We start from the raw sequence: 21,701 nt of genomic DNA, 5'->3' as shown, positions 1-21,701 counted from the left end.
GCGTGCCAGCCGCCATGGGCGCGAAGGTCGGCGCCCCCGACCTGGACGTCTGGGGGATCGACGGTGACGGCTGCTTCCAGATGACCAACCAGGAGCTGGTCACCTGCGCCCTGAACGGCATCCCGATAAAGATCGCGGTGATCAACAACAATGCCTTGGGCATGGTGCGGCAGTGGCAGACCCTTTTCTACGACCAGCGCTACTCGAACACCGACCTGAACTCCGACCTGGTGCCCGACTTCCCGAAGCTCGCCGAGGCGATGGGCTGCGTCGGGCTTCGGGCCACCAGGCCCGAGGAGGTGGACGAGGTGATCAGGAAGGCGCAGTCGATCAACGACCGTCCGGTGGTGGTCGAGTTCGTCTGCCACAAGGACGCCATGGTGTGGCCGATGGTTGCCGCCGGCACCAGCAACGACGACATCAAGATCGCCCGGGACATGGCGCCGGAGTGGGAGGATGAGGTCCTGTGAGCACGCACACCCTGAGCGTCCTGGTCGACAACAAGCCCGGCGTCCTGGCCCGGATCTCCAGCCTGTTCAGCCGGCGCGGGTTCAACATCGAGTCGCTGGCCGTGGGGCCGACCGAGCGTCCCGATGTCTCGCGCATCACCCTGGTCACCACGGTCGACCGCTCCGACGTCCTCGAGCAGCTGGTCAAGCAACTCAACAAGCTGGTCGAGGTGTACAAGATCGTCGAGCTGGCACCCAACTCGGTGCAGCGCGAACTGATCCTGGTCAAGGTGCGCTGCGACGACTCGAACCGCAGCGCGGTCATCGACGTGGTCAGCCTGTTCCGCGGCAAGGCCGTCGATGTCGGCCCGGAGTCGGTGACCGTCGAGGCCACCGGCAGCGACGAGAAGCTGGCGGCGCTGATGACCATGCTCGAGCCCTATGGGATCATCGAGCTGGTCAAGTCCGGACAGGTCGCACTGGGCCGCGGCCGCAAGTCAATCAACGAGAAGCACCGCGCCCTGCGGGCAGCCAACTGAACCCAACCGAAGAAGGAGTACCACCCAAATGGCAGAGATGTTCTATGACGACGATGCGAACCTGGCCGTCCTGCAGGAGCGCAGCGTCGCCATCATCGGTTATGGTTCACAGGGCCACGCCCACGCGCTGAACCTGCGCGACTCGGGCATCGAGGTCTGCGTCGGGCTGGCCGAGGGCAGCAAGTCGCGCGACAAGGCCGAGGCCGAGGGACTGCGGGTGCTGACCCCGGCGCAGGCGGCCGCCGAGTCCGACGTGATCATGATCCTGGTGCCCGACCAGGTGCAGCGACACGTCTACGCCAACGAGATCGCCCCCAACCTGAACCCGGGCGACGCGATCTTCTTCGCGCACGGCTTCAACATCCGCTTCGGCTACATCACCGCCCCCGACGGCGTCGACGTGTGCATGGTCGCCCCCAAGGGCCCCGGCCACATCGTGCGCCGGGAGTACGCCGACGGCCGCGGCGTCCCGGTGGTGGTGGCAGTCGAGAAGGACGCCTCGGGCCAGGCGTGGCCGCTGGCGCTCAGCTACGCCAAGGCGATCGGTGGCCTGCGCGCCGGCGGCATCAGGACCACCTTCACCGAGGAGACCGAGACCGACCTGTTCGGTGAGCAGGCGGTGCTGTGCGGCGGCATGTCGCACCTGGTGCAGGCCGGGTTCGACACCCTGGTCGAGGCCGGCTACCAGCCCGAGGTCGCCTACTTCGAGTGCCTGCACGAACTGAAGCTGATCGTCGACCTGATGGTCGAGGGTGGCATCACCAAGCAGCGCTGGTCGATCTCCGACACCGCCGAGTACGGCGACTACGTCTCGGGCCCGCGGGTCATCGACGACCACGTCAGGCAGAACTTGAAGGCGATCCTGGCCGACATCCAGTCGGGCGCGTTCGCCAAGCGGTTCATCGACGACCAGGACGCCGGTGCGGTCGAGTTCAAGAAGCTGCGGGACGCCGAGGCCGCCCACCCGATCGAACCGGTCGGCAAGGAACTGCGCAAGATGTTCAGCTGGCTGAAGGACACCGACGACGACTACGTCGAGGGCAGCGCCGCTCGCTGACCCTGTTTCCACCCATCAACGCGCCGACGGCCCGAGGACGACTGGTCCTCGGGCCGTCGCCTTACTATGGAACCCACACACAGCCACCAGGCAGGGAGGAACCCGTGACCGTCTTCTTCGTGATCGGCGGCGTCGGAATCGTCCTGCTGCTGCTCGCCCTCATCGTCGGCGACGTGCTGGAGGGTGCGCTGGGCTTCGACGGCATCGACTCGCTGAATGCGCTGGACTCCGACATCTTCTCAACTGCCGGCGTGGCCGGGCTGCTGGGCGGGTTCGGGTTCGGCGGTGCCATCGGGCTGGCGGTCACCGACACCATGTGGATCGCGATCGCGGTCGGCGTGGTGGTCGGGGTGCTGCTCGGCTGGATGGCCGGCAAGCTGACCGGTCTGCTGCGCCGGCAGGGATCGGGGGTGGCGCCGCGGACGCACTCGCTGATCGGGGTCGAGGCGCAGGTCATCACCGCCGTTCCCGATGGTGGTTACGGGCAGGTCCGGCTGCGGCACGGCGGGCACACCTACACCCTCAACGCCCGGGCGCCGGTCGCGCTAGACGCCGGGTCGCGGGTGTGGATCTCGGGGGTGCTGTCGGCCACCTCGGTCGAGGTGATGCCGGTGGACGTGCTGGGCGGTGGGGGAGCCACCTCGGTTCTGGAGCCTTGAGCCGGGTCGAACGCCTTGTTGGCGTCCCGGGAAGGCCACCTCGTTCTGGGGCCTTGAGCCGTCGATAGACTGGCCCCACAGAACTTGAGCGGAGGAGCCCCAACTGATGAACCCCGTCGTGATCGCGATCATCGGTCTGGTAGTCCTTGTCGTGCTGATTGGCCTGTTGGTGGCCAGTCGCTACAAGGTGGCCGGACCCAACGAAGCGTTCATCGTCACCGGCCGCAAGGGCAAGGAGGTCCGCAACCCCGAGACCGGCGAGATCTCCAGTGACCTGTCCGGCCAGAAGGTGGTGATGGGCGGGGGTGTCTTCGTCATCCCGTTCATCCAGCGACTGTTCATCATGGACCTGTCGAGCCGCCGGATCTCGGTCCAGATCCGCGGTGCGGTGTCGGGGCAGGGCATCAAGCTGAACCTCGAAGGCGTGGCCATCGTCAAGGTCGGCGGCAACGAGGACTCCATCCGGGCCGCCGCGCAGCGGTTCCTCGTCCAGCAGGAGGAGATCGAGACCTTCACCCAGGAGACCCTCGCCGGCTCGCTGCGGTCCATCGTCGGTTCGCTGAGTGTCGAGCAGATCATCCGTGACCGGGCGGCGTTCGCCCAGCGCGTCGCAGATGAGTCCGAGGCGTCGCTTACCGGGCAGGGCCTAGTGCTTGACACCTTCCAGATCCAGGACATCACCGACGACGGCACCTACCTCAACGACCTGGGACGCCCGGAGGCCGCCCGCATCCAGCAGACTGCCGCGGTCGCCGAGGCGATCGCCCGGCAGGAGGCCGAGAACGCCCGCATCAACGCCCAGCAGCTGATCGCCATCCGTGAACGCGAACTGATGCTGAAGCAGGCCGAGATCAAGGCCGAGACCGATGCCGCCAACGCGCAGGCCGCGGCGTCCGGGCCGCTGGCGCAGGCCGATCGCGACCAGGCGATCCTGGCCGAGCAGGAGAAGGTCGCGGTCCGGCAGGCCGCGCTGAAGGACCGCCAGCTCGACACCGAGGTCCGCAAGCCAGCCGATGCCGCCCGTTACCGGGTCGAGACCGAGGCAGAGGGACGCAAGAACGCCTCGATCTTCCAGGCCGACGCCGAGAAGATCGCCGCCATCGCCCGGGCCGAGGCGGACGCCGAGAAGGCCCGCCTGGTAGGCGTCGGCGAGAAGTCGCGACGCACCGCCCTGGCCGAGGCCGAGGCGATCGAGGGTGCCAGGCGCGGTGAGGCAGAGAAGTCCCGCCGTGTCGCCGAGGCCGACGCAGTCCGGGCCGAGGGCGACGCCAAGGCGGCCGCGATCCTGGCCACCGGCCAGGCCGAGGCCGAGGCGATGAACCGCAAGGCCGACGCCTACGCCCGCTACAACGAGGCCGCAGTCATCGAGATGCTGGTCTCGGCGCTGCCGGAGATTGCCGAGCAGGTGTCGGCGCCGCTCGGTTCCATCGACACCCTCACCGTCATCTCCACCGACGGCGCGAGCCAGGTGGCCAAGCAGGTCACCAACGGGGTCGTGCAGACCGTCCAGTTGCTCAAGGACACCACGGGGGTGGACCTGACCAAGCTGGCCGGGAAGTACGTGACCGATGATGGCGAGCACCCGAACGGCGCGTCCGAGCAGCCGCAGCACACGCTGGTCGACGCGGAGTCCTGAGCTCCACGCCCAGGACTTCCAGGCTGGGGTTGGGTCCCCGGGCCAGCGGCGCGTGCCGCGTCCTGGCTCTGGGCCCGCCGCATCCGGGCGGCATGGGTAGCAGCGCAGGCTAATGGGCGCCACGTCCTGGCTCTGGGCCGCCGCAATCTGGGCATTATCGGGGCCCTGCGCCGGAAAGTGCATGCTCTTGGGGCTGTTCGCGGGCAGTATCCGGGGCCCACGACGGAAAGTGCACGGCGCGGCCTGAGGTCGCGGCTCCGAGGGGTTCCGAGGCTCGGGGCTTGAGGTTGCGCCTGGCTGGGGGCGAGGGTCTTGGTTGGGGACCGACCGGAACGGGGCGTCCTGCCACCGCACCCACGGCGGGTGGACGCCGAGTTCTGAGCCCTAGGCCTCGCCACCGTAGGTCTGCACCAGCCAGACCACCAGCAGCACCAGCAGCAGCCCGACGATCACCGCGAACGTGATCTTCACCGCGCTCCACGGGCGGCGTCCCTGCACCTCGCCGGTGACGCCGTTGATCACGACCTGGAAGGGCTTCTGCTTGTAGGTGACGGTGAGCATCCACACCGGCAGCGCCAACTGGCAGAACCGCACCATCAACCAGTTGATGTCGCGGCTGTGGATCTGCTGCACGTTGCCGCCGATGTCGGCCCGGATGGTGGCGTCGATCACCGATTCCATCCGGGGCTCGACGAACCGCTCGAAGACCTGGCTGGCGTCCCAGTCGTAGGTGCGGCTGAGGTGCCCGGCCACGAACTGCGGCGAGTACTGGTGTGACCAGTCCATCGGCCACGGCTCAAGCTCGGTGATCTTCTGGTCGTCCAAGCCGTCGCTGGCGTGCCCGGTGACGTCCTCGAACTGGTTGTTCACCACACCGGCCGCCGGGTACCAGTCGGTCACCGTGCGGGTCTGGGTGCGGCCCTCGGAATCCCGGTAGGTCTCGGTGCGGTAGATGCCGCGCATGCCGGTGTAGCGGGTGGTGGTGGCGGCGTCGTAGCTGAAGTACGGCAGGTAGATGCTGGAGAAGCTGCCCAGCTCCCGGTACTTCTTGAACGCGTTCGGTGCGAACCGGCGGCTGTTGATCCACTGCTCGATTCGCACCCGGGCGTCCTTCTCATTGATCCGCAACGGCAGGACGCCGTCGATCGGCAGCCGGGTGGGGGCGTCCTGGACATCGCTGCGCTGGATCGGGGTGTTGCAGAACGGGCAGCGCACCGCGGTGAAGGTGCCCGTGAACATGGTGTGGCCGCCACAGTTCTGGCAGACCACCTCCTTGTCGCCCGACACCCGGGTCTTCGCGTTCGCCTGCAGCCTGGCCAGTTGGGCCATCGTGGACGCCAACTCGCGCTTGCCGATCCGGGCCGGTTGGGCAACGTCCGGCGTCACCGCCACCACGGTGCCGCAGTGGATACACTTCAGCGCCGCCGGCTCCGGGTCGTAGACCAGTGTCCCACCGCAGTTCGGGCACGGATAGGTGCGGGTCTGCTCGGTGACGTGCAGGACCGCCGGATCCCGAGGCGGTGGCCCCGGGTCGGGCGGCTGCTGACCGGGTGGGAGCGGCGGCGGTTGGTCCGTCATCCGCCCGCCTACTCAGCGTCCGGCTGACCGCCCTGGGCAGGCTGACCCGGCAGCGGTGGCGGCGCGGCGAACAGCATTCGCAGCGCGGGCACCTGCCCGGCCGGCATCCAGCCGGCCATCCCGGCACTCCAGATCAGGGTGTGGGTGGTCAGCTGGCCGTTCTCCACCATGCCGCGCAACTGGCCCAGGTTGTACGGGCCGGCCGCGGAACCGTGGATCTCGACGTGGAAGGTCTGGCTGTCCTGCAGCAACGGCGGCGGGGTCTGCTGCCCCTGCTGGGCCTGCTGCTGGGATTGGTTCATCATCTGCTGGGCCATCGCCATGCCCATGCCGGCGCCCATCATCTCGCCCATGCCGCTGCCACCTGGGTTGCCGGCCGCCGTGGTCATGGCGTCGGCCTGCTTGGCGCGCTGGTAGCGGTCGAGGTCGTTGAGCTGGTTGATCCAGCCGGCCTCCTCGACGCCCTTCGCCACCCCGCGGGTCATCGCCTGGGTGATCTCCTCGGGCAGCGACACGTTCATGGTGATCGACTGGATGAGCAGGCCGAACTCGTCGTCCACCCGGGGCCGCACCATCTCGGTAAGCCGCACACCCAGCTCGGTCTGGCGTCCCTGCAGGTCGATCGCGCCGGCGCCGGTCTGCATGATCATGTCGCTGAAGGCCTGGGCGATCTCACGGCGGAGCAGCTCGGTGACCTCCTCGACGTCGACGTTGGAGTCGGTGCCGATGATCTGTCGCAGGAAGACCACCGGGTCCTGTACCCGCACCACGCACAAGCCGTTCGCCCGCACCTGCACCATGCCGAAGTCAGGGTCGCGGATGGTGATCGGGTTCGGGGTGCCCCAGCGCAGGTCGGTGACCGGGCGGGTGTTGATGAAGTACACCTCGGAGCGGAACGGGCTGTTGAAGCCGTACTTCCAGCCCTGGATCGTCGACATGATCGGCAGGTTCTGGGTGTTCAGGGTGTAGGTGCCGGGGCCGAAGGTGTCGGCCAGTTGGCCCTGGTAGACGAAGATGGCGAGTTGTCCCTCACGGACGATCAGTTGCGCGCCCTGCTTGATCTCGTTCTGGTAGCGGGGGAAGCGCCAGGCCAGCAGCGTTCGGGAGTCCTCGAGCCATTCGATGATGTCGACGAACTCGCCGCGAAGTTTGTCCAACAGCCCCATGGTTGGTGCACCTTTCAGATCTGCCGCAGTGTCACCACTGAGCTTAGGAGAACCGGCCCACGCGGGCGTCGGCTTGGGGTGTTTCATTGGGCGCGTTAGCGTTGTCGGTTGTGGGACGCACTCGGCGGGGCATCGGCGCGCTGGCGGTCGTCCTGGTGACAGGCTGCACCAGCCTGACGGGCCCGGCAGCGCCACCGCCGGCGGCCACCACTCCAGCGGCGGCGAGCGGGCAGCCGTCCGCAGACCCCGAACCGGCACTCACCACGCGGCCGATCCCGGAGCCGGTCCAGACCCTCCCGGACGGCATGCAGCGTTCCGGGGTGGCCTCCAGCGGTGAGTTCGAGACCAACTCCGTCAGCGTGCCGACCAGGCATTCGGTGCCGGACGAGCGCCGGCTGGCCGTCCAGGTGGAGACCAGCGTGCCGGAGTCGGTCGACGGTGCAGCGTTGCTCGTCCACCAGGTGTTGGAGTCGGAGCGCGGCTGGGCCGGCTGGCAGGGCATCGCGTTCAGCCTGCTGCCGGACGCCGAGGCCGCCGATCTGGTCATCCACCTGGCGGCCCCCGCAACCGTCGACCAGGCGTGCGTCACCCTGAACACCGCCGGCCTGTGGAGCTGCCGGCTCGGCCCTGACATCTACCTGAACGTCGACCGCTGGTTCTACGGGACGCCGACCTGGGCCGAGCACTCGATCGAGGAGTACCGCAGCTACGTGATCAACCACGAGGTCGGCCACTACCTCGGCTTCGGTCACGTCGGCTGCCCGGCGCCGGGACGGCCGTCCCCGGTGATGCAGCAGCAGAGCATCGCGCTGGGCGGCTGCCTGCCGAACGCCTGGCCGGACGTGACCGGCGAGCGCGACGGGTAGCCACGTCACGACCGGCAGTCGCATCGCGACCGGCAGGTGCGTCAGCCCCGGACGCGGGCGGCGATCGCGTCCCCGACCTCGATGGTGGATCGTCGGCCGGTGCCCCGCTCGATCATGTCGGCGGTCACCGCGGCCTCGATCCGGGCGGCGTCGGCGGGCCGTCCCAGGTGGTCGAGCAGCAGCGCCATCGACGAGATCGCCGCGGTGGGGTCGGCGACCTGCTGGCCGGCGATGTCGGGTGCCGACCCGTGGACGGGTTCGAACATGGACGGGAACTGCCGCGAGGTGTTGATGTTCGCGCTGGGTGCCAGGCCGATGCCGCCGGTCACCGCGGCCGCCTCGTCGGTGATGATGTCGCCGAACAGGTTGTCGGTGACGATGACGTCGAAGCGGGCCGGGTCGGTGACCAGGTGGATGGTGGCGGCGTCGATGTGCAGGTAGTCGGTCTCGATGGTCGGGAACTCCTCGGCGACGGCGTTGAACACCCGGTTCCACAGCCCGCCGGCGTTGACCAGCACGTTGTGCTTGTGCAGCAGGGTCAGCCTGCCGCGGCGCCGGCCGGCCAGGTCGAACGCGTACCGCACCACCCGCTCCACACCCATCGCGGTGTTGACGCTCACCTCGGTGGCCACCTCGTGGCGGGTGCCGCGGCGCAGCGTCCCGCCGTTGCCCGCGTACAGGCCCTCGGTGCCCTCCCGGACGACCACGAAGTCGACCTGCTTGCCGGCGGTCACCCAGTCGGCCAGCGGGGTGCGCACACCCGGGTAGATCCGGGACGGGCGCAGATTCACGTCCTGGTCGAAGGCGAACCGCAGCCTGAGCAGCAGCCCGCGCTCCAGCAGGCCGCTGGGGATGGTGGTGCTGCCCGGGGCAGCGCCGACCGCACCGAGCACGATGGCGTCCGCCCGGCCGAGCCGGGCCAGCGTGTCGTCGTTGAGCACCTCACCGGTGGCCAGCCAGTGGTCGGCCCCCAGTCGGTAGTGCTCGAAGTCGAAGGCGTCCTCGCCGACGGTGGCCGTGAGCACCTTCAGCGCCTCGGCGACGACTTCGGGGCCGATCCCGTCCCCGGGGATGACGGCGATGGCGGGACGGGCGCGCTGAGCAGTCATGGCACTGACTTTATCGACCACGTCGCCGCGGCCCGGCCGGGTCTCACCCGCGCCCGGCCAGTCGGCCGGCAGCGCTAGGGTTTGCCCCATGGCGTTGACTTTCGACCACCCCGAGGCCCCGAGCTACCTGGGCGACGACGTGATCGCCGAGATCTCGCGCGATCCCGGCTTCGGCAGCTACTTCACCGACCACATGGCGGTGGCCGACTGGAACCAGCAGACCGGCTGGCACGGCGACCGGCTGGTCGACTACGCGCCGGTGGCGATGGAGCCGGCCGGTGCGGTCTACCACTACGCCCAGTCGATCTTCGAGGGATTGAAGGCCTACCGGCACGCCGACGGCTCGGTCTGGTTGTTCCGGCCGGACGCCAACGCCGCCCGCTTCGAACGCTCCGCCTTCCGGCTCGCGCTGCCCCAGTTGCCGGCCGAGGACTTCATCACCAGCGTCCGGCAGTTGGTCGCCCTCGACCAGCGCTGGGTTCCCGGCGGAGTGGAGCAGAGCCTCTACCTGCGTCCGTTCATGATGGCGTCGGAGAACTTCCTGGGGGTGCGGCCGGCCCAGTCGGTGATCTACGTCGTGATCGCAAGCCCGGTGGGGGCCTACTTCACCAGTGGCGTGGCGCCGGTCGACATCTGGGTCTCGACCCAGTACAGCCGGGTCGCCACCGGCGGCACCGGGGCCGCCAAGTGCGGCGGCAACTACGCCGCATCCCTGCTGCCCCAGGAACTGGCCTACGAACAGGGCTGCAGCCAGGTGCTGTTCGTGGACGCCGCCGAGCGTCGTTGGGTCGAGGAACTCGGCGGCATGAACTTCTTCATGATCACCGCGGACGACCAGTTGGTCACCCCCGACCTGAACGGCAACATCCTGCCCGGGGTGACTCGCGACTCCCTGCTCACCGTCGCGCCGGAACTCGGGTTGCGGCCGGTCGAGCGTCCGATCGAACTGGCCGAGGTGCTGCGAGGGATCGAAGACGGCGGCGTTCGGGAACTGTTCGCCTGCGGTACCGCCGCGGTAATCACCCCGATCCGCTCGCTCAAGCACGAGGGCCGCCAGTACGTGATCGACGTCGACAAGGCGACCCACACCATCCCGCTGCGCGAGCATCTGCTCGACATCCAGTACGGGCGCACCCCCGACACCCGGGGCTGGATGCAGCAGGTCTGCTGACGCCACTGCCTGCTGGTTGGCTGGACGGTGGGCGTCCAACCGACGAGACCGGATTGTCCACCGGCGCTGCGTCGGTGACGATGGTGTGGCCTGCCCAAAGGCGCAGCGCACCGTTCTTGCCACGGAGGTCCCTGGATGCCCACAACACCGGTCATGCCGGAGCAGTTCCACGTCTACGACACCACGCTGCGCGACGGTGCGCAGCAGGAGGGCATCCACCTGTCGGTGGACGACAAGCTGCGGATCGCCGGCTACCTCGATGAGCTCGGGGTGACCTTCATCGAGGGTGGCTGGCCGGGCGCCAACCCCGCCGACACCGAGTTCTTCGCTCGCGCCAGCGGCGAGCTGCACCTGGCGAACGCGCGGCTGGTGGCCTTCGGCGCCACCCGCAGGGTGGGCGGCCAGGCCGCCACCGATCCGCTGGTGCAGGCGCTGGTGGACGCCGGCACCGACTACATCTGCCTGGTCGCCAAGTCGCACGACGCCCACGTCCATGAGGCGCTGCGCACCACGCTGGACGAGAACCTGGCGATGATCAGCGACACCGTCGGCCACCTGACCGGGCTCGGCAAGCACGTCTTCGTCGACTGCGAGCACTTCTTCGACGGCTTCCGCGCCAACCCCGGTTACGCGCTGGAGGTGGTCCGGACCGCCGCCGAGGCCGGCGCGGAGGTCGTGGTGCTGTGCGATACCAACGGCGGCATGCTGCCCAGCTGGATGGGTGACGTGGTATCGGCCGCCGCCCAGATCGGGGTCGACATCGGGGTGCACTGCCACAACGACTCCGGCTGCGCGGTCGCCAACACGCTGGCCGCTGTGGAGGCCGGCGCCATGCACGTCCAGGGCACCATCAACGGCTACGGCGAGCGCACCGGCAATATGGACCTGACGACGCTGATCGCCGACCTGCAACTGAAGTTCGGCTGGCCGTTGATGAGCCCACAGCAGTTGTCGCAGCTCACCCGGATCAGCTTCGCCGTCGCCGACATCGCCAACCAGCCGCACATCGCCCGTCAGCCCTACGTCGGCAACTCGGCGTTCGCCCACAAGGCTGGCCTGCACGCCAGCGCCATCCGGGTGAACGAGGACCTCTACCAGCACACCCGCCCCGAGTACGTCGGCAACGACATGCGGATGCTGATCAGCAACATGGCCGGGCGGGCCAGCGTGCAGATCAAGGGTGACCAACTGGGCCTCGACCTGGGTGACCGCGAGGTGGCCGGCCGGATCACCGACGCCATCAAGGAACGCGAGGCGCAAGGCTACTCCTACGAGGCGGCCGACGCGTCCTTCGAACTGCTGGTGCGCACGATGACCAACCAGTTGGAGTTGCCGTTCGAGCTGATCAGCTGGCGGGTCTTCACCCAGGAACCGAACGGACACGCCGACAACTCGGAGGCCACCGTCAAGCTGTTGGCCGATGGCGAGAAGTACGGCGTCATTGGCGAGGGCAACGGCCCGGTCAACGCGCTCGGCGACGCCCTGGTCAAGGCGCTCGCGCCGGTCTTCCCGCAGGTGAAGGACTACGAGCTGACCGACTACCGGGTGCGCATCCTCGACGAGGGACGCGGCACCGACGCCACCGTGCGGGTGCTGATCGACACCAGCGACGGCGAACAGGGCTGGACGACGGTCGGGGTCGGCACCAACGTCATCGAGGCGTCCTGGGAGGCGCTCAGTGACGCCTACGTCTACGGGCTGGTCAAGGGGTACTGCGGGGCCGCCCGGAACTGACACCCCGGCCACGGCGTCCGGTGCCGGTGCCCGCCGCCACCGGCTGGGTGGGGCGCCGGTGGGCGACCGTTAGACTGCCCTGCATGCGCATCGCACGTTTCGCCTCCGCCGGTCAGGACCCCCGTTTCGGAATCGTCGAACTCGGCGCCGACCAGGGCCAGTTCCCCGACACGATCGCGGTGATCGACGCCGACCCGCTGGCTGGCCCGGTCAACTACACCGGCGAGCGGCTGGCGTTGGCCGACGTCCGGCTGCTGGCCCCGGTGATCCCGCGCAGCAAGGTGCTCGCGGTGGGCAAGAACTATGCCGACCACGCCGCCGAGTTCGACGGCCAGGTGCCGCCCGAGCCGCTGATCTTCCTGAAGCCGAACACCTCGGTGATCGGGCCCGGTGAGCCCATCGTGCGTCCGGTGCTCAGCCAGAACGTGCACTTCGAGGGCGAGCTCGCGGTGGTGATCGGACGTATCTGCCGCAAGGTGCCCGCCGCACTGGCCAGCCAGGTGATCTTCGGCTACACCATCGGCAACGACGTGACCGCACGCGACCTGCAGCGCCGGGACGGCCAGTGGTCGCGCGCCAAGGGCTTCGACACCTTCTGCCCGCTTGGGCCGTGGATCGTCACCCACTTCGATCTGGCGGAGGCCGGTGATCTGTCGCTGGTCTCCAGTGTCGACGGCGAGGTGAAGCAGGACGCCAACACCAGCCAGATGGTCTACCCGATCCCGCAGCTGATCGAGTACATCTCGGCTTTCACCACGCTGCTGCCCGGTGACGTGATCCTGACCGGCACTCCCGCCGGTGTCGGGCCGCTCGTCGCCGGCCAGCAGGTCAGCGTGGAGATCGACGGCATCGGCACCCTGACCAACCCGGTCATCGACGACGAGGTGGACGCCGACACCTACGGTGAGCAGTGAGCAGGTTCTCGCTGCGGGCCGCCGAGGCCGACCTGGAGGACCCGGCGCCTCGGGTGCCCTACTCGTCGGTGCTGCGCGTCGAGCCGGTGTCGACCAGTTTCCTGCAGGCAATCGGCGGGATCCTGGTCACGCTGGCCGGCTACGCGCTGTTGCTGCCGGTGGTCGCCTTCGTGGTGCTGGGCCTGACCTGGTTGCTGCGGGGACGCCCAGACACGTTCGCCGGTTACCGGACCGAGGCCCTCAGGTTCGAGTACCTGGAAGGGATGGTCGCCAGCCACCTGGCCATCGGGACGATGATCGTCGTGACGCTGTTGGTGGTCCGCTACGTGCACCACACCCACCCGCGGTGGTTGTGCTCGGTGCAGCCGGGCTTCCGCTGGCGCTACGCCATCGTGTGCAGCCTGATCGCCGTGGTGGGGCTGAACGGGGTCTTCCTGCTGTCCAACCTGAACGACCCGCCGGCCTGGGCGCCCACCGGTGACCTCGCCTGGTGGCTGGTGGTGATCGTGCTCACCGCACCGCTGCAGGCCGCGGGGGAGGAGTTCCTGTTCCGCGGCTACATGCTGCAGGCCGCCGGTGCGGTGGCGCGCAGTCCGTGGTTGTCGGTGGTGATCGCAGCGGCGGTGTTCGCCGCGCTGCATGGCACGCAGAACTTCCCGCTGCTGGTCGACCGCTTCGGGTTCGGGTTGCTGATGGGTGTGCTGGTCATCCTGACCGGTGGTATCGAGGCGGCGGTCGCGGTGCATGTGGTCAACAACGTCTTCGCCTTCGGGTACGCGGCGGCCGCCGGCACCATCGCGCAGGCCCGCTCCATTCAGATGTCGACCTGGCAGACCACGGCCTGGAACCTGACCGCGTACGCGCTGGTCGGTGCACTGTGCTGGTTGGCCGGTCGCCGGATGCGGGTTGCCACGTTGACGCCCGGTTTGGAAACTGGGGCCGGCATCCGGTAACTTAATCAGTCGTTGCCCCGCAAGGGGCGGCAGTGGGGTATGGGGTAATTGGCAGCCCGCCGGATTCTGGTTCCGTCAGTCTAGGTTCGAGTCCTAGTACCCCAACCAGCAGTCCGAACGGGTTGCTGGAGGCCGGGAGCCCGGTACAATCGAAGATCGAAAAGTCAACACGGCCCCGTAGTGTAGTGGCCTAGCACGCGGCCCTCTCAAGGCTGTAACGGCGGTTCGAATCCGCTCGGGGCTACCCAGCAGACAGCGCCTCACCCCATTCGGGTGGGGCGTTGTCACGTTGTGGGCAAATTAGCTTGTAGCGCTGGTTATCGGGACGCATCGGGGTTACTGTGATGACAAGTCGCAACACCCCGGTCACGTCCTGCAGAAGCGAGTTGGTGAATGGCCGGTTCAAGGCTGAACCTGTTCGGACTGATATGCGCCGCGGCCCTGGTCGCACTGCCAACCATGCAGGCCGCCAGCACCAGCCGGGACGCGTCGTTCGTCGCGATCGCACCGGTCCACTCGGCGCCAGCCGACGAGCCGCTGTCCCAACAGGTCGCCACCGGTGCCGGTGGGCCGTCGGCCGACCTGGGTGCGGCCCTGCTGGACCCGCCCGGGTTCACCGAAGGCGCCGGGCAGGCAGCCGCCGACCTCGCCGCCGCCGAGATCCCGGTCGAACCGGACGCCGCACGTTGGCTGTGGCCGACGCCGTCGAAACTGATCACCTCGCCGTTCGGTTTCCGGTCCGACCCGCTCACCGGCGGTGCAGCCTTCCACAGCGGCATCGACTTCGGCGATCCCTGTGGGACGCCGGTGGGCGCCACCCGGCCGGGACGGGTCACTTTCACCGGCGCTGCCGGCGGCTACGGTTACCGGGTGGTCGTCGACCACGGGGAGGGCATTCAGAGCACGTACAGCCACCTGCAGCAGGTCATGGTGCAGGTCGGTGACGAGGCCACCCAGTCGAACGCGGTTGGGCTGGTGGGTACCACCGGTCGCTCCACCGGATGCCACCTGCACTTCGAGATCATCGTCAACGGTGGCTTCACCGACCCGTTGCCGTACCTGACCGGGAACCCGGCTGCGAACCCGACGACCTTCGGCCAGGGCAGCACGCCCGGCGAGCCGACCGACGAGGCGTCCGAGTCCCCGAGCCCCACCCCCAGCCCGTCCCAGGTGCCCGACCCATGCCAGATCACGGTCGATCCCGAGGACGCCGAGGAGAGCGGCGGCCTGGTCCCCATCGAGGGTGAGCTTCCCGACGATTGCCAACCGCCGGACGCGACCCCCCGCCCGACACCCTCCCAGACGCCCGATCCCAGCCAGACCCCGCACCCCAGCGCAACTCCTGAACCCGGCCAGACGCCCGATCCAGGCGGGACGCCCAGCGGGAGCGGGACACCCAGCCCTGACCCCTCCGGCAGCACTACCCCCACTGCGTCGAAGCCCGGTGAACCGGAACCCAGCACCACCCCGCAACCATCCACTCCCCTCGCACCTACGCCCAGCGGATCGTCCACGCCCTCACCCAGCCAGGCGCCGGAGCCACCGGCCAGCCAGCCGACCACCGCGAGCGAGCAGCCGACCGGGCTCGAGACCCCGCAGCCGTCGGCGTCCACCGTGGCCACCGAACCGGGCCTGGCGATGGTGGATGAGGAGCTGGTCGAGGCGCCGGTCGTCTGAGCAGGCAGCTGCGCGTGGCCACAACTGGCACGTCCCGGGAATCAATGCCCTAGGCTTTGTGCCCAGCCACAGATCTCATGGGGGATATCGATGACGACGATCGGTTTCGTTGGGTTGGGCACGATGGGCCGTCCGATGGCCTCGCACATCTTCCGGCAACTGCCTGCCGGCGACACCATGGTCCTGCACGACATGAGCTCGGAGCGGGTCGGCGAACTGCTGGCCGGCGGAGCGGTCTGGGCACCGACCGCTCGCGCCCTGGGCCAGCAGGCCGACGTGGTCTTCTTCATGGTTCCCGACGTGCCGCAGGTGCGGGCAGTGCTGGAGGGGCCGGATGGGTTGCTGGCCGGCGCCGAAGGACGCGACGTGCTGGTCGTGATCAGTTCCACCGTCGCCCCGGACGCCATTCGCCAACTGGACGACGAGCTGCGCCAGGCCAGCGCTGGCCGCGTCCGGGTCATCGACGCCCCGGTCTCCGGCGGGCAGGTGGGCGCCGAGGCCGGCACCCTGTCGATCATGGTCGGCGGTCCCGATGAGCTCGTGGCGAAGGCGATGCCCTACCTGTCGCTGACCGGCAACCCGGTGCACCTCGGGCCGACCGGGGCGGGCGAAGTGGCCAAGGCCTGCAACCAGCTCATCTGCGCGGCCAGCATCGTGGCCAACGCCGAGGCCGCGGTAGTCGCCGAGCGCGCCGGCCTCGACGTCGGCAAGCTGTTCGAGCTGATGCTGGGCGGCTACGCCAGCAGCAGGATCATGGCCGACAAGGGGCCCCGCTACGTGGCCAAGGACTACTCGGTATCCGGGGCAGCGGTCTTCTGGATCAAGGACCTCAAGGCCTACCTGGACGAGGCGGGTCGCACCGGAACCGCCACCGTGCAGGGTGATCGCCTGCTGGACGCCTTCCAGGGCGTGGTGGACGCCGGCTGGGGCTGGGAGGACACCGCTGTCGTCCAGAAGTTCATCGCCGAGCAGTAGCCCGGGAGGGTCAGTCGCTCTCGGCGCTGCGGCGCAGCACCTCACTGAGCCGTTCGGCTGCCGCCATCACCGCGGCGGCGTGCAGGCGTCCCGGTTGCCGGCTCAGCCGCTCGATGGGTCCCGAGACCGACACGGCGGCGATCACCTTGCCGCCCGGAGAGCGCACCGGGGCACTCACCGACGCGACGCCTGGTTCGCGTTCGGCCACTGACTGGGCCCAACCGCGCCGGCGTACACCGGTCAACGCCACCGCCGAGAAGTTCGCATTGGCCAGCTCGCGCCGGAGCCGCTCCGGCTCCTCCCACGCCAGCAGCACCTGGGCGGCCGAACCGGCGGTCATCGCCAGTTGGCTGCCCACCGGGATCGAATCGCGCAGGCCGCTGGGACGCTCCGCCGCCGCCACGCAGACCCGCACGTCACCCTGCCGGCGGAAGAGCTGGGCGGATTCGCCGGTGATGTCCCGTAGCCGGTTCAGGATCGGGCCAGCGGTGGTCAGCAGCCGGTCCTCGCCGGCGGCCGAGGCCAGTTCGCCCAGCCGGGGACCAAGGATGAACCGGCCCTGCAGGTCGCGTCCCACCAACCGGTGGTGCTCCAGCGCCACCGCGAGCCGGTGCGCGGTGGGGCGCGCCAGCCCGGTGGTCTGCACCAGACCGGCCAGGGTCATCGGACCCGACTCCAACGCGGTCAACACCACGGCCGCCTTGTCGAGCACTCCGACACCAGATGATTCGTCCATACTGTGAGATTAACATCTCACCATCTGAACAGCAATGTGTCATGATGGGGGCATGGGAAAAACGCTCAGTGAAAAGCTGTGGGACGACCACGTGGTCCGCGCCGGTGACGGCGAGCCCGACCTGCTTTACATTGATCTACAGTTGTGCCACGAGGTGACCAGCCCCCAGGCCTTCGACGGCCTGCGGCTGGCCGGACGCCCGGTTCGGCGTCCCGATCTTACGCTGGCCACCGAGGACCACAACACGCCCACCATCAACATCAACCGGCCGATCGCCGACCCGGTCAGCCGCACCCAGGTGCAGACGCTGCGCCGCAACGTCGCCGAGTTCGGCGTGCCGATCCACTCTCTGGGCGACCGCGACCAGGGCATCGTGCACGCCATCGGCCCGCAGTTGGGCCTGACCCAGCCGGGCCTGACCATCGTCTGCGGTGATTCGCACACCTCCACCCACGGTGCGTTCGGTGCGCTGGCCTTCGGTATCGGCACCTCCGAAGTCGAGCACGTGCTGGCCACCCAGACGCTGCAGCAGGCCAGGCCGAAGACCATGGCGGTCAACATCAACGGCGAACTGCCGCCCGACGTGACCCCGAAGGACGTCGTGCTGGCGCTGATCGCGAAGGTCGGCACCGGCGGCGGTCAGGGCTACATGGCCGAGTACCGCGGCACCACCATCGAGAAGATGTCGATGGAGGGCCGGATGACGATCTGCAACATGTCGATCGAGTGGGGGGCGAAGGCCGGCATGGTCGCGCCCGACCAGACCACCTTCGACTACCTGTTGGGCCGCCCGCACGCGCCGCAGGGCGCCGACTGGGACGCCGCGATGGCCTACTGGCAGACCCTGCACACCGACGACGACGCCGTCTTCGACGTCGAGGTCGACATCGACGCAGCCAGCCTCACCCCGGTGGTGACCTGGGGCACCAACCCGGGCCAGGGCATCGGCCTGGGCGAGTCGGTTCCCGACCCGGCCGAGATGGCCGACGAGGTCGCGCGGGCCGCCGCCGAGCGGGCGCTGGAGTACATGGACCTGAAGGCCGGCACCCCGATGCGTCAGATCAAGGTCGACACCGTCTTCCTGGGCAGTTGCACCAACGGCCGGATCGAGGACCTGCGGCTGGCTGCCGACATCCTGAAGGGCCGCAGGATCGCCGATGGCGTGCGGCTGATGGTGGTGCCGGCGTCCGCCCGGATCCGGCAGCAGGCGATGGCCGAGGGCCTGGACCAGATCTTCCTGGCCGCCGGCGGAGAGTGGCGCGAGGCCGGCTGCTCGATGTGCCTGGGCATGAACCCCGACCAGTTGGCCCCCGGTGAGCGCAGCGCCTCCACCAGCAACCGCAACTTCGAGGGCCGACAGGGCAAGGGCGGACGCACCCACCTGGTCAGCCCCGCAGTGGCCGCCGCCACCGCGGTCACCGGTCACCTGTCAGCCCCGTCCGACCTGTGAGAGGTCACTGACCATGGAGAAGTTCACCACCCACACCGGCGTCGCCGTCCCGCTGCGCCGCAGCAACGTCGACACCGACCAGATCATCCCGGCCGTCTACCTGAAGCGGATCACCCGCACCGGTTTCGAGGACGGCCTGTTCGCCGCCTGGCGGCGCGACCCCGACTTCGTCCTCAACCAGCCGGCCTACTCGGCCGGCTCGGTCCTGGTCGCCGGGCCTGACTTCGGCACCGGCTCGTCCCGCGAGCACGCGGTCTGGGCGCTGCAGAACTACGGCTTCCGGGTCGTGATCGGGTCCCGCTTCGGCGACATCTTCCGCGGCAACTCCGGCAAGGCCGGCCTGCTGATCGCAACCGTCGACCAGCCGGTCGTCGAGCAACTCTGGGCGTTCATCGAGGCCCAGCCCGGCGTCGAGCTGACCGTCGACCTGCGCACCCGCAGCATCACTGCCGGTGACCAGGTCTTCGGATTCCAGATCGACGACTACACCGCCAACCGGCTGCTCGAGGGCCTGGACGACATCGGCTCAACCCTGCGGCACGCCGATGAGATCGCGGCCTTCGAGGCCCGGCGGCCCAGCTTCAAGCCGACGACGCTGCCGATGCGCGTGGCCGACTGACCATGACCCAACTGCTGCCCGCCGGGTCCCGCCCGGTGCGGTTCGGTAGGCTCGCCCGGCTCAACCGGGAGCCGACCAACCGCGTCCTGCGAATCTTCGCGCCGTGGATCCACCGCGTGCTGCGGATCTGGACCCGGGCCGACTGGCGCGGCACCGAGAACATCCCGATCAGCGGCCCGGCGATCGTGGTGCCGAACCACATCAGCTCGCTCGACCCGGTGCTGGTCGGGGAGTTCCTGGTCTACAACGGACGCTGGCCGCACTTCCTGGCCCGTGCCAACCTCTTCGACAACCGCATCATGGGACGGCTGTTGCGTGCTGCCGAGCAGATCCCGGTCTTCCGGGCCAGCGACAAGGCCCGCGACTCGCTGCAGGCGGCGGAGGTCGCCCTGGCCAAGGGCCATGTGGTGGTCATCTACCCCGAGGGAACGATCACCTTCGACCCGGACGAGTGGCCGATGGCCGGGCACACCGGCGCGGCCCGTCTCGCCCTGCGGGTCGGCGCCCCGATGATCCCGATCGGCCAGTGGGGCGCCAACTACGCGCTGCCGCCCCGCGGCATCCGACCGTTCCGGCTGCGCCGCACCCCGGTCACCCTGGTCGCCGGTCCAGCGATCGACCTCGACGAGTTCAACTCGGCGTTGGACGACCGGGAGGCGGCCAGGGCAGCCACCACCAAGGTCATGGACACCATCACCGCCCTGGTGGAACAGGTCCGCGGCCAGACCGCGCCGGTCGACCGCTGGCATCCCAAGCTCGACCGTCGGGTGCCAAGGGCCGAAGCCGTTCACTGAGTCGGCGGCTCAGGGCGGTAGGGTGAGCCCCGGACTTGCGAAAGGACGATGATGGCCCAACACCGCCCCCGCGTGGCACTGATCCTCGGCGGCCAGAGCAGCGAGCACCAGATCTCCTGCCTGACCGCGGCCGGTGTCGCCAAGGCCATCGACACCGAACGGTTCGAGGTGCACGGCATCGGCATCTCACCTTCCGGCATCTGGCACCGCATCGACCTGCCACAGATCGCAGCACTGCAGAAGGTGGGACGCCAGCTGCCCGAACTCGACCAGACCCTGCCGCGGGCCAGCCTGCTGCGCGAACCGGAGGGTGTCGAACTGGTCACCCGCGACGGTGACCGGCTGCTGAACCGGGTACGCCTGGACGTCGCCCTGGTGCTGCTGCACGGTCCCTACGGCGAGGACGGCACGATCCAGGGCCAGCTCGAGATGCTCGGCCTGCCCTATGTCGGGTCCGGGGTGGCGGCCAGCGCCATCGGCATGGACAAGCACCTGATGAAGGTCTCGCTGGCGGCCGCCGGGCTGCCCGTTGGGCCGTACGAGACCATCCTGCCCACCCAGTGGCAGCGGGATCGCGAGCAGGTCTGCCAGCGCATCAACAACCGGCTGGAGTACCCGGTCTTCGTGAAGCCTGCCCGCGGCGGTTCCTCGGTGGGCATCGGACGGGTGGCCGAGCCAGCCGGGCTGGCCGCCGCCATCGACGAGGCCGTCAGGTGGGACCCGAAGGTGGTGGTGGAGCAGGGCTTCGTCGGTGCCCGCGAGATCGAGTGTGCAGTCCTCGGACCGAACGGTCAGGACGACACGGCCGTGCGCACCTCACGTCCCGGCGAGATCGTCGTGCACACCGAAACCGCCTTCTACGACTTCGACGCCAAGTACCTGCCCACCGAGGGCCAGGTCGAGCTGCGCATCCCCGCGGACCTGGACCCCGAGACCGAGCAGACGGTGCAGCAGCTGGCCGGCAAGTGCTTCGCCGCCCTCGGCTGCGAAGGGCTGGCGAGGGTCGACTACTTCGTCACCCCGACCGGCGAGGTGGTGGTCAACGAGGTCAACACCATGCCCGGGTTCACCGAGCTGTCGATGTTCCCCAGCCTGTGGCAGGTCAGTGGGCTGGACTACCCGGCTCTGATCACCGACCTGCTCGAACAGGCCCTGCACCGGCCGAACACCGTCGTCCGATAACGTGAGGCCATGACGCCGACGCCGCCGGAACCGCGAACCATATCCGACGCCGGTGAGTTCGGCCTGATCGGTGACATCACCCGGCGGCTGGCCATGCCGCCGTCGGTCTCGGTGGGGCCCGGCGACGACGCCGCGGTCTTCCTGGTCAACGGTTCGGCCGTCATCACCGTCGACATGATCGTCGAGGGTCACGACTTCCGACGCGACTGGTCGAGCCCCGCCGACGTGGGGCACAAGGCGGTCGCGGGCAGCGTCGCCGATATCGAATCCATGGGCGCCAGGCCCACCATCATGGTGATCGGCCTGGGGGCACCGGCCGGCCTGGAGTACCTGTGGGTCAAGGAGTTCATGACCGGAGTCCGCGAAGAGGCCGACCTGGCCGGGGTGGCCCTGGTGGGCGGCGACATGGCCACCGCCCCCCAGATCACCATCTCGGT

21 protein-coding genes and 2 tRNA genes are annotated in these 21,701 nt (G+C 69.0%); 19 read left to right on the top strand and 4 right to left on the bottom strand.

The genetic code is table 11. The features are described 5' to 3' along the window. The 5 genes from WBL05_RS01085 to WBL05_RS01065 form a co-directional block, all read left to right on the top strand. A partial coding sequence (locus WBL05_RS01085) for a thiamine pyrophosphate-dependent enzyme (RefSeq protein WP_424223163.1) occupies positions 1-470 on the top strand: 470 nt, incomplete at its 5' end. Continuing rightward, entirely contained in the window at positions 467-988 is a 522-nt protein-coding gene (ilvN, locus tag WBL05_RS01080) for an acetolactate synthase small subunit (protein ID WP_424223162.1), read from the top strand. The genes WBL05_RS01085 and ilvN, both read left to right, overlap by 4 nt. Before the next feature lie 28 nt (positions 989-1,016). Then, complete coding sequence (gene ilvC, locus WBL05_RS01075) at positions 1,017-2,045, top strand: ketol-acid reductoisomerase (protein ID WP_424223160.1); 1,029 nt, start codon at positions 1,017-1,019, stop codon at positions 2,043-2,045. Positions 2,046-2,149: 104 nt separating this feature from the next. Beyond that, positions 2,150-2,704, top strand: a complete 555-nt coding sequence (locus WBL05_RS01070) for a hypothetical protein (RefSeq protein ID WP_424223158.1) — start codon at positions 2,150-2,152, stop codon at positions 2,702-2,704. 106 nt (positions 2,705-2,810) lie between these two features. After that, positions 2,811-4,340 (top strand): flotillin family protein, encoded by a 1,530-nt coding sequence (locus WBL05_RS01065; RefSeq protein WP_424223157.1) that lies wholly within the window; start codon positions 2,811-2,813, stop codon positions 4,338-4,340. Positions 4,341-4,724: 384 nt separating this feature from the next. Here WBL05_RS01065 and WBL05_RS01060 read toward each other — a convergent pair whose 3' ends face one another. Further along, a complete protein-coding gene (locus WBL05_RS01060) occupies positions 4,725-5,918 on the bottom strand; it encodes a hypothetical protein (RefSeq protein WP_424223156.1) in 1,194 nt (397 codons plus the stop codon). Between the two features lie 8 nt (positions 5,919-5,926). Further along, positions 5,927-7,084, bottom strand: a complete 1,158-nt coding sequence (locus WBL05_RS01055) for an SPFH domain-containing protein (RefSeq protein WP_424223154.1) — start codon at positions 7,082-7,084, stop codon at positions 5,927-5,929. A gap of 110 nt (positions 7,085-7,194) precedes the next feature. Here WBL05_RS01055 and WBL05_RS01050 point away from each other — a divergent pair, with 110 nt between their 5' ends. Further along, positions 7,195-7,950, top strand: coding sequence for a DUF3152 domain-containing protein (locus tag WBL05_RS01050; RefSeq protein WP_424223153.1), 756 nt, complete (start codon positions 7,195-7,197; stop codon positions 7,948-7,950). A 41-nt stretch (positions 7,951-7,991) separates the two neighbouring features. On the opposite strand, the gene WBL05_RS01045 is transcribed toward WBL05_RS01050, so the two are convergent. Next, positions 7,992-9,059: a 3-isopropylmalate dehydrogenase gene (locus WBL05_RS01045; protein WP_424223152.1), complete on the bottom strand. Its 1,068-nt coding sequence runs from the start codon at positions 9,057-9,059 to the stop codon at positions 7,992-7,994. 88 nt (positions 9,060-9,147) lie between these two features. Between WBL05_RS01045 and WBL05_RS01040 the strand changes: the two genes are divergently transcribed. The 8 genes from WBL05_RS01040 (at position 9,148) to WBL05_RS01005 (ending at position 16,483) form a co-directional block, all read left to right on the top strand. Then, complete coding sequence (locus tag WBL05_RS01040; RefSeq protein WP_424223150.1) at positions 9,148-10,230, top strand: branched-chain amino acid aminotransferase; 1,083 nt, start codon at positions 9,148-9,150, stop codon at positions 10,228-10,230. Between the two features lie 153 nt (positions 10,231-10,383). After that, positions 10,384-11,964, top strand: a complete 1,581-nt coding sequence (cimA, locus tag WBL05_RS01035) for a citramalate synthase (RefSeq protein WP_424223149.1) — start codon at positions 10,384-10,386, stop codon at positions 11,962-11,964. An 83-nt stretch (positions 11,965-12,047) separates the two neighbouring features. Next, complete coding sequence (locus tag WBL05_RS01030; RefSeq protein WP_424223147.1) at positions 12,048-12,878, top strand: fumarylacetoacetate hydrolase family protein; 831 nt, start codon at positions 12,048-12,050, stop codon at positions 12,876-12,878. After that, on the top strand, positions 12,875-13,831 hold the full coding sequence (locus WBL05_RS01025) for a CPBP family intramembrane glutamic endopeptidase (RefSeq protein WP_424223146.1): 957 nt from the start codon (positions 12,875-12,877) through the stop codon (positions 13,829-13,831). The genes WBL05_RS01030 and WBL05_RS01025 overlap by 4 nt, the downstream gene beginning before the upstream one ends. Before the next feature lie 33 nt (positions 13,832-13,864). Next, positions 13,865-13,939, top strand: a tRNA-Gln gene (locus WBL05_RS01020). A gap of 63 nt (positions 13,940-14,002) precedes the next feature. Beyond that, positions 14,003-14,075: transfer RNA gene (locus tag WBL05_RS01015), tRNA-Glu, on the top strand. A gap of 149 nt (positions 14,076-14,224) precedes the next feature. Continuing rightward, on the top strand, positions 14,225-15,508 hold the full coding sequence (locus tag WBL05_RS01010) for a peptidoglycan DD-metalloendopeptidase family protein (protein WP_424223145.1): 1,284 nt from the start codon (positions 14,225-14,227) through the stop codon (positions 15,506-15,508). A gap of 90 nt (positions 15,509-15,598) precedes the next feature. Beyond that, a complete protein-coding gene (locus WBL05_RS01005; RefSeq protein WP_424223144.1) occupies positions 15,599-16,483 on the top strand; it encodes an NAD(P)-dependent oxidoreductase in 885 nt (294 codons plus the stop codon). A 10-nt stretch (positions 16,484-16,493) separates the two neighbouring features. Here the strand turns inward: WBL05_RS01005 and WBL05_RS01000 are convergent, their stop codons facing one another. After that, positions 16,494-17,219: an IclR family transcriptional regulator gene (locus WBL05_RS01000; RefSeq protein WP_424223143.1), complete on the bottom strand. Its 726-nt coding sequence runs from the start codon at positions 17,217-17,219 to the stop codon at positions 16,494-16,496. Between the two features lie 52 nt (positions 17,220-17,271). Here WBL05_RS01000 and leuC point away from each other — a divergent pair, with 52 nt between their 5' ends. The 5 genes from leuC to WBL05_RS00975 all read left to right on the top strand — a co-directional run. Further along, entirely contained in the window at positions 17,272-18,669 is a 1,398-nt protein-coding gene (leuC, locus tag WBL05_RS00995) for a 3-isopropylmalate dehydratase large subunit (protein ID WP_424223141.1), read from the top strand. Between the two features lie 13 nt (positions 18,670-18,682). Further along, complete coding sequence (gene leuD, locus WBL05_RS00990) at positions 18,683-19,288, top strand: 3-isopropylmalate dehydratase small subunit (RefSeq protein ID WP_424223139.1); 606 nt, start codon at positions 18,683-18,685, stop codon at positions 19,286-19,288. A 2-nt stretch (positions 19,289-19,290) separates the two neighbouring features. Next, positions 19,291-20,082: a lysophospholipid acyltransferase family protein gene (locus WBL05_RS00985; protein ID WP_424223137.1), complete on the top strand. Its 792-nt coding sequence runs from the start codon at positions 19,291-19,293 to the stop codon at positions 20,080-20,082. Positions 20,083-20,133: 51 nt separating this feature from the next. Further along, positions 20,134-21,264 carry a D-alanine--D-alanine ligase family protein gene (locus WBL05_RS00980; protein ID WP_424223136.1) on the top strand — a complete coding sequence of 377 codons (1,131 nt, stop codon included), beginning with the start codon at positions 20,134-20,136 and terminating at the stop codon, positions 21,262-21,264. A gap of 9 nt (positions 21,265-21,273) precedes the next feature. Further along, positions 21,274-21,701 (top strand): thiamine-phosphate kinase (locus tag WBL05_RS00975; RefSeq protein ID WP_424223134.1); only part of this gene is annotated, 428 nt, incomplete at its 3' end.

This window comes from Brooklawnia sp. (assembly GCF_049651565.1).
Classification (GTDB): Bacteria; Actinomycetota; Actinomycetes; order Propionibacteriales; family Propionibacteriaceae; genus Brooklawnia.
This window is presented reverse-complemented; position numbering and strand designations above follow the sequence as displayed.

Bases quoted from the DNA above. Each gene is read 5' to 3' on its own strand.
- ilvC (WP_424223160.1), top strand. From the start codon at position 1,017: ATGGCAGAGATGTTCTATGACGACGATGCGAACCTGGCCGTCCTGCAG.
- WBL05_RS01065 (WP_424223157.1), top strand. From the start codon at position 2,811: ATGAACCCCGTCGTGATCGCGATCATCGGTCTGGTAGTCCTTGTCGTG.
- WBL05_RS01060 (WP_424223156.1), bottom strand. From the start codon at position 5,918: ATGACGGACCAACCGCCGCCGCTCCCACCCGGTCAGCAGCCGCCCGAC.
- WBL05_RS01055 (WP_424223154.1), bottom strand. From the start codon at position 7,084: ATGGGGCTGTTGGACAAACTTCGCGGCGAGTTCGTCGACATCATCGAA.
- WBL05_RS01045 (WP_424223152.1), bottom strand. From the start codon at position 9,059: ATGACTGCTCAGCGCGCCCGTCCCGCCATCGCCGTCATCCCCGGGGAC.
- WBL05_RS01040 (WP_424223150.1), top strand. From the start codon at position 9,148: ATGGCGTTGACTTTCGACCACCCCGAGGCCCCGAGCTACCTGGGCGAC.
- cimA (WP_424223149.1), top strand. From the start codon at position 10,384: ATGCCGGAGCAGTTCCACGTCTACGACACCACGCTGCGCGACGGTGCG.
- WBL05_RS01030 (WP_424223147.1), top strand. From the start codon at position 12,048: ATGCGCATCGCACGTTTCGCCTCCGCCGGTCAGGACCCCCGTTTCGGA.
- WBL05_RS01010 (WP_424223145.1), top strand. From the start codon at position 14,225: ATGGCCGGTTCAAGGCTGAACCTGTTCGGACTGATATGCGCCGCGGCC.
- WBL05_RS01005 (WP_424223144.1), top strand. From the start codon at position 15,599: ATGACGACGATCGGTTTCGTTGGGTTGGGCACGATGGGCCGTCCGATG.
- WBL05_RS01000 (WP_424223143.1), bottom strand. From the start codon at position 17,219: ATGGACGAATCATCTGGTGTCGGAGTGCTCGACAAGGCGGCCGTGGTG.
- leuC (WP_424223141.1), top strand. From the start codon at position 17,272: ATGGGAAAAACGCTCAGTGAAAAGCTGTGGGACGACCACGTGGTCCGC.
- leuD (WP_424223139.1), top strand. From the start codon at position 18,683: ATGGAGAAGTTCACCACCCACACCGGCGTCGCCGTCCCGCTGCGCCGC.
- WBL05_RS00985 (WP_424223137.1), top strand. From the start codon at position 19,291: ATGACCCAACTGCTGCCCGCCGGGTCCCGCCCGGTGCGGTTCGGTAGG.
- WBL05_RS00980 (WP_424223136.1), top strand. From the start codon at position 20,134: ATGGCCCAACACCGCCCCCGCGTGGCACTGATCCTCGGCGGCCAGAGC.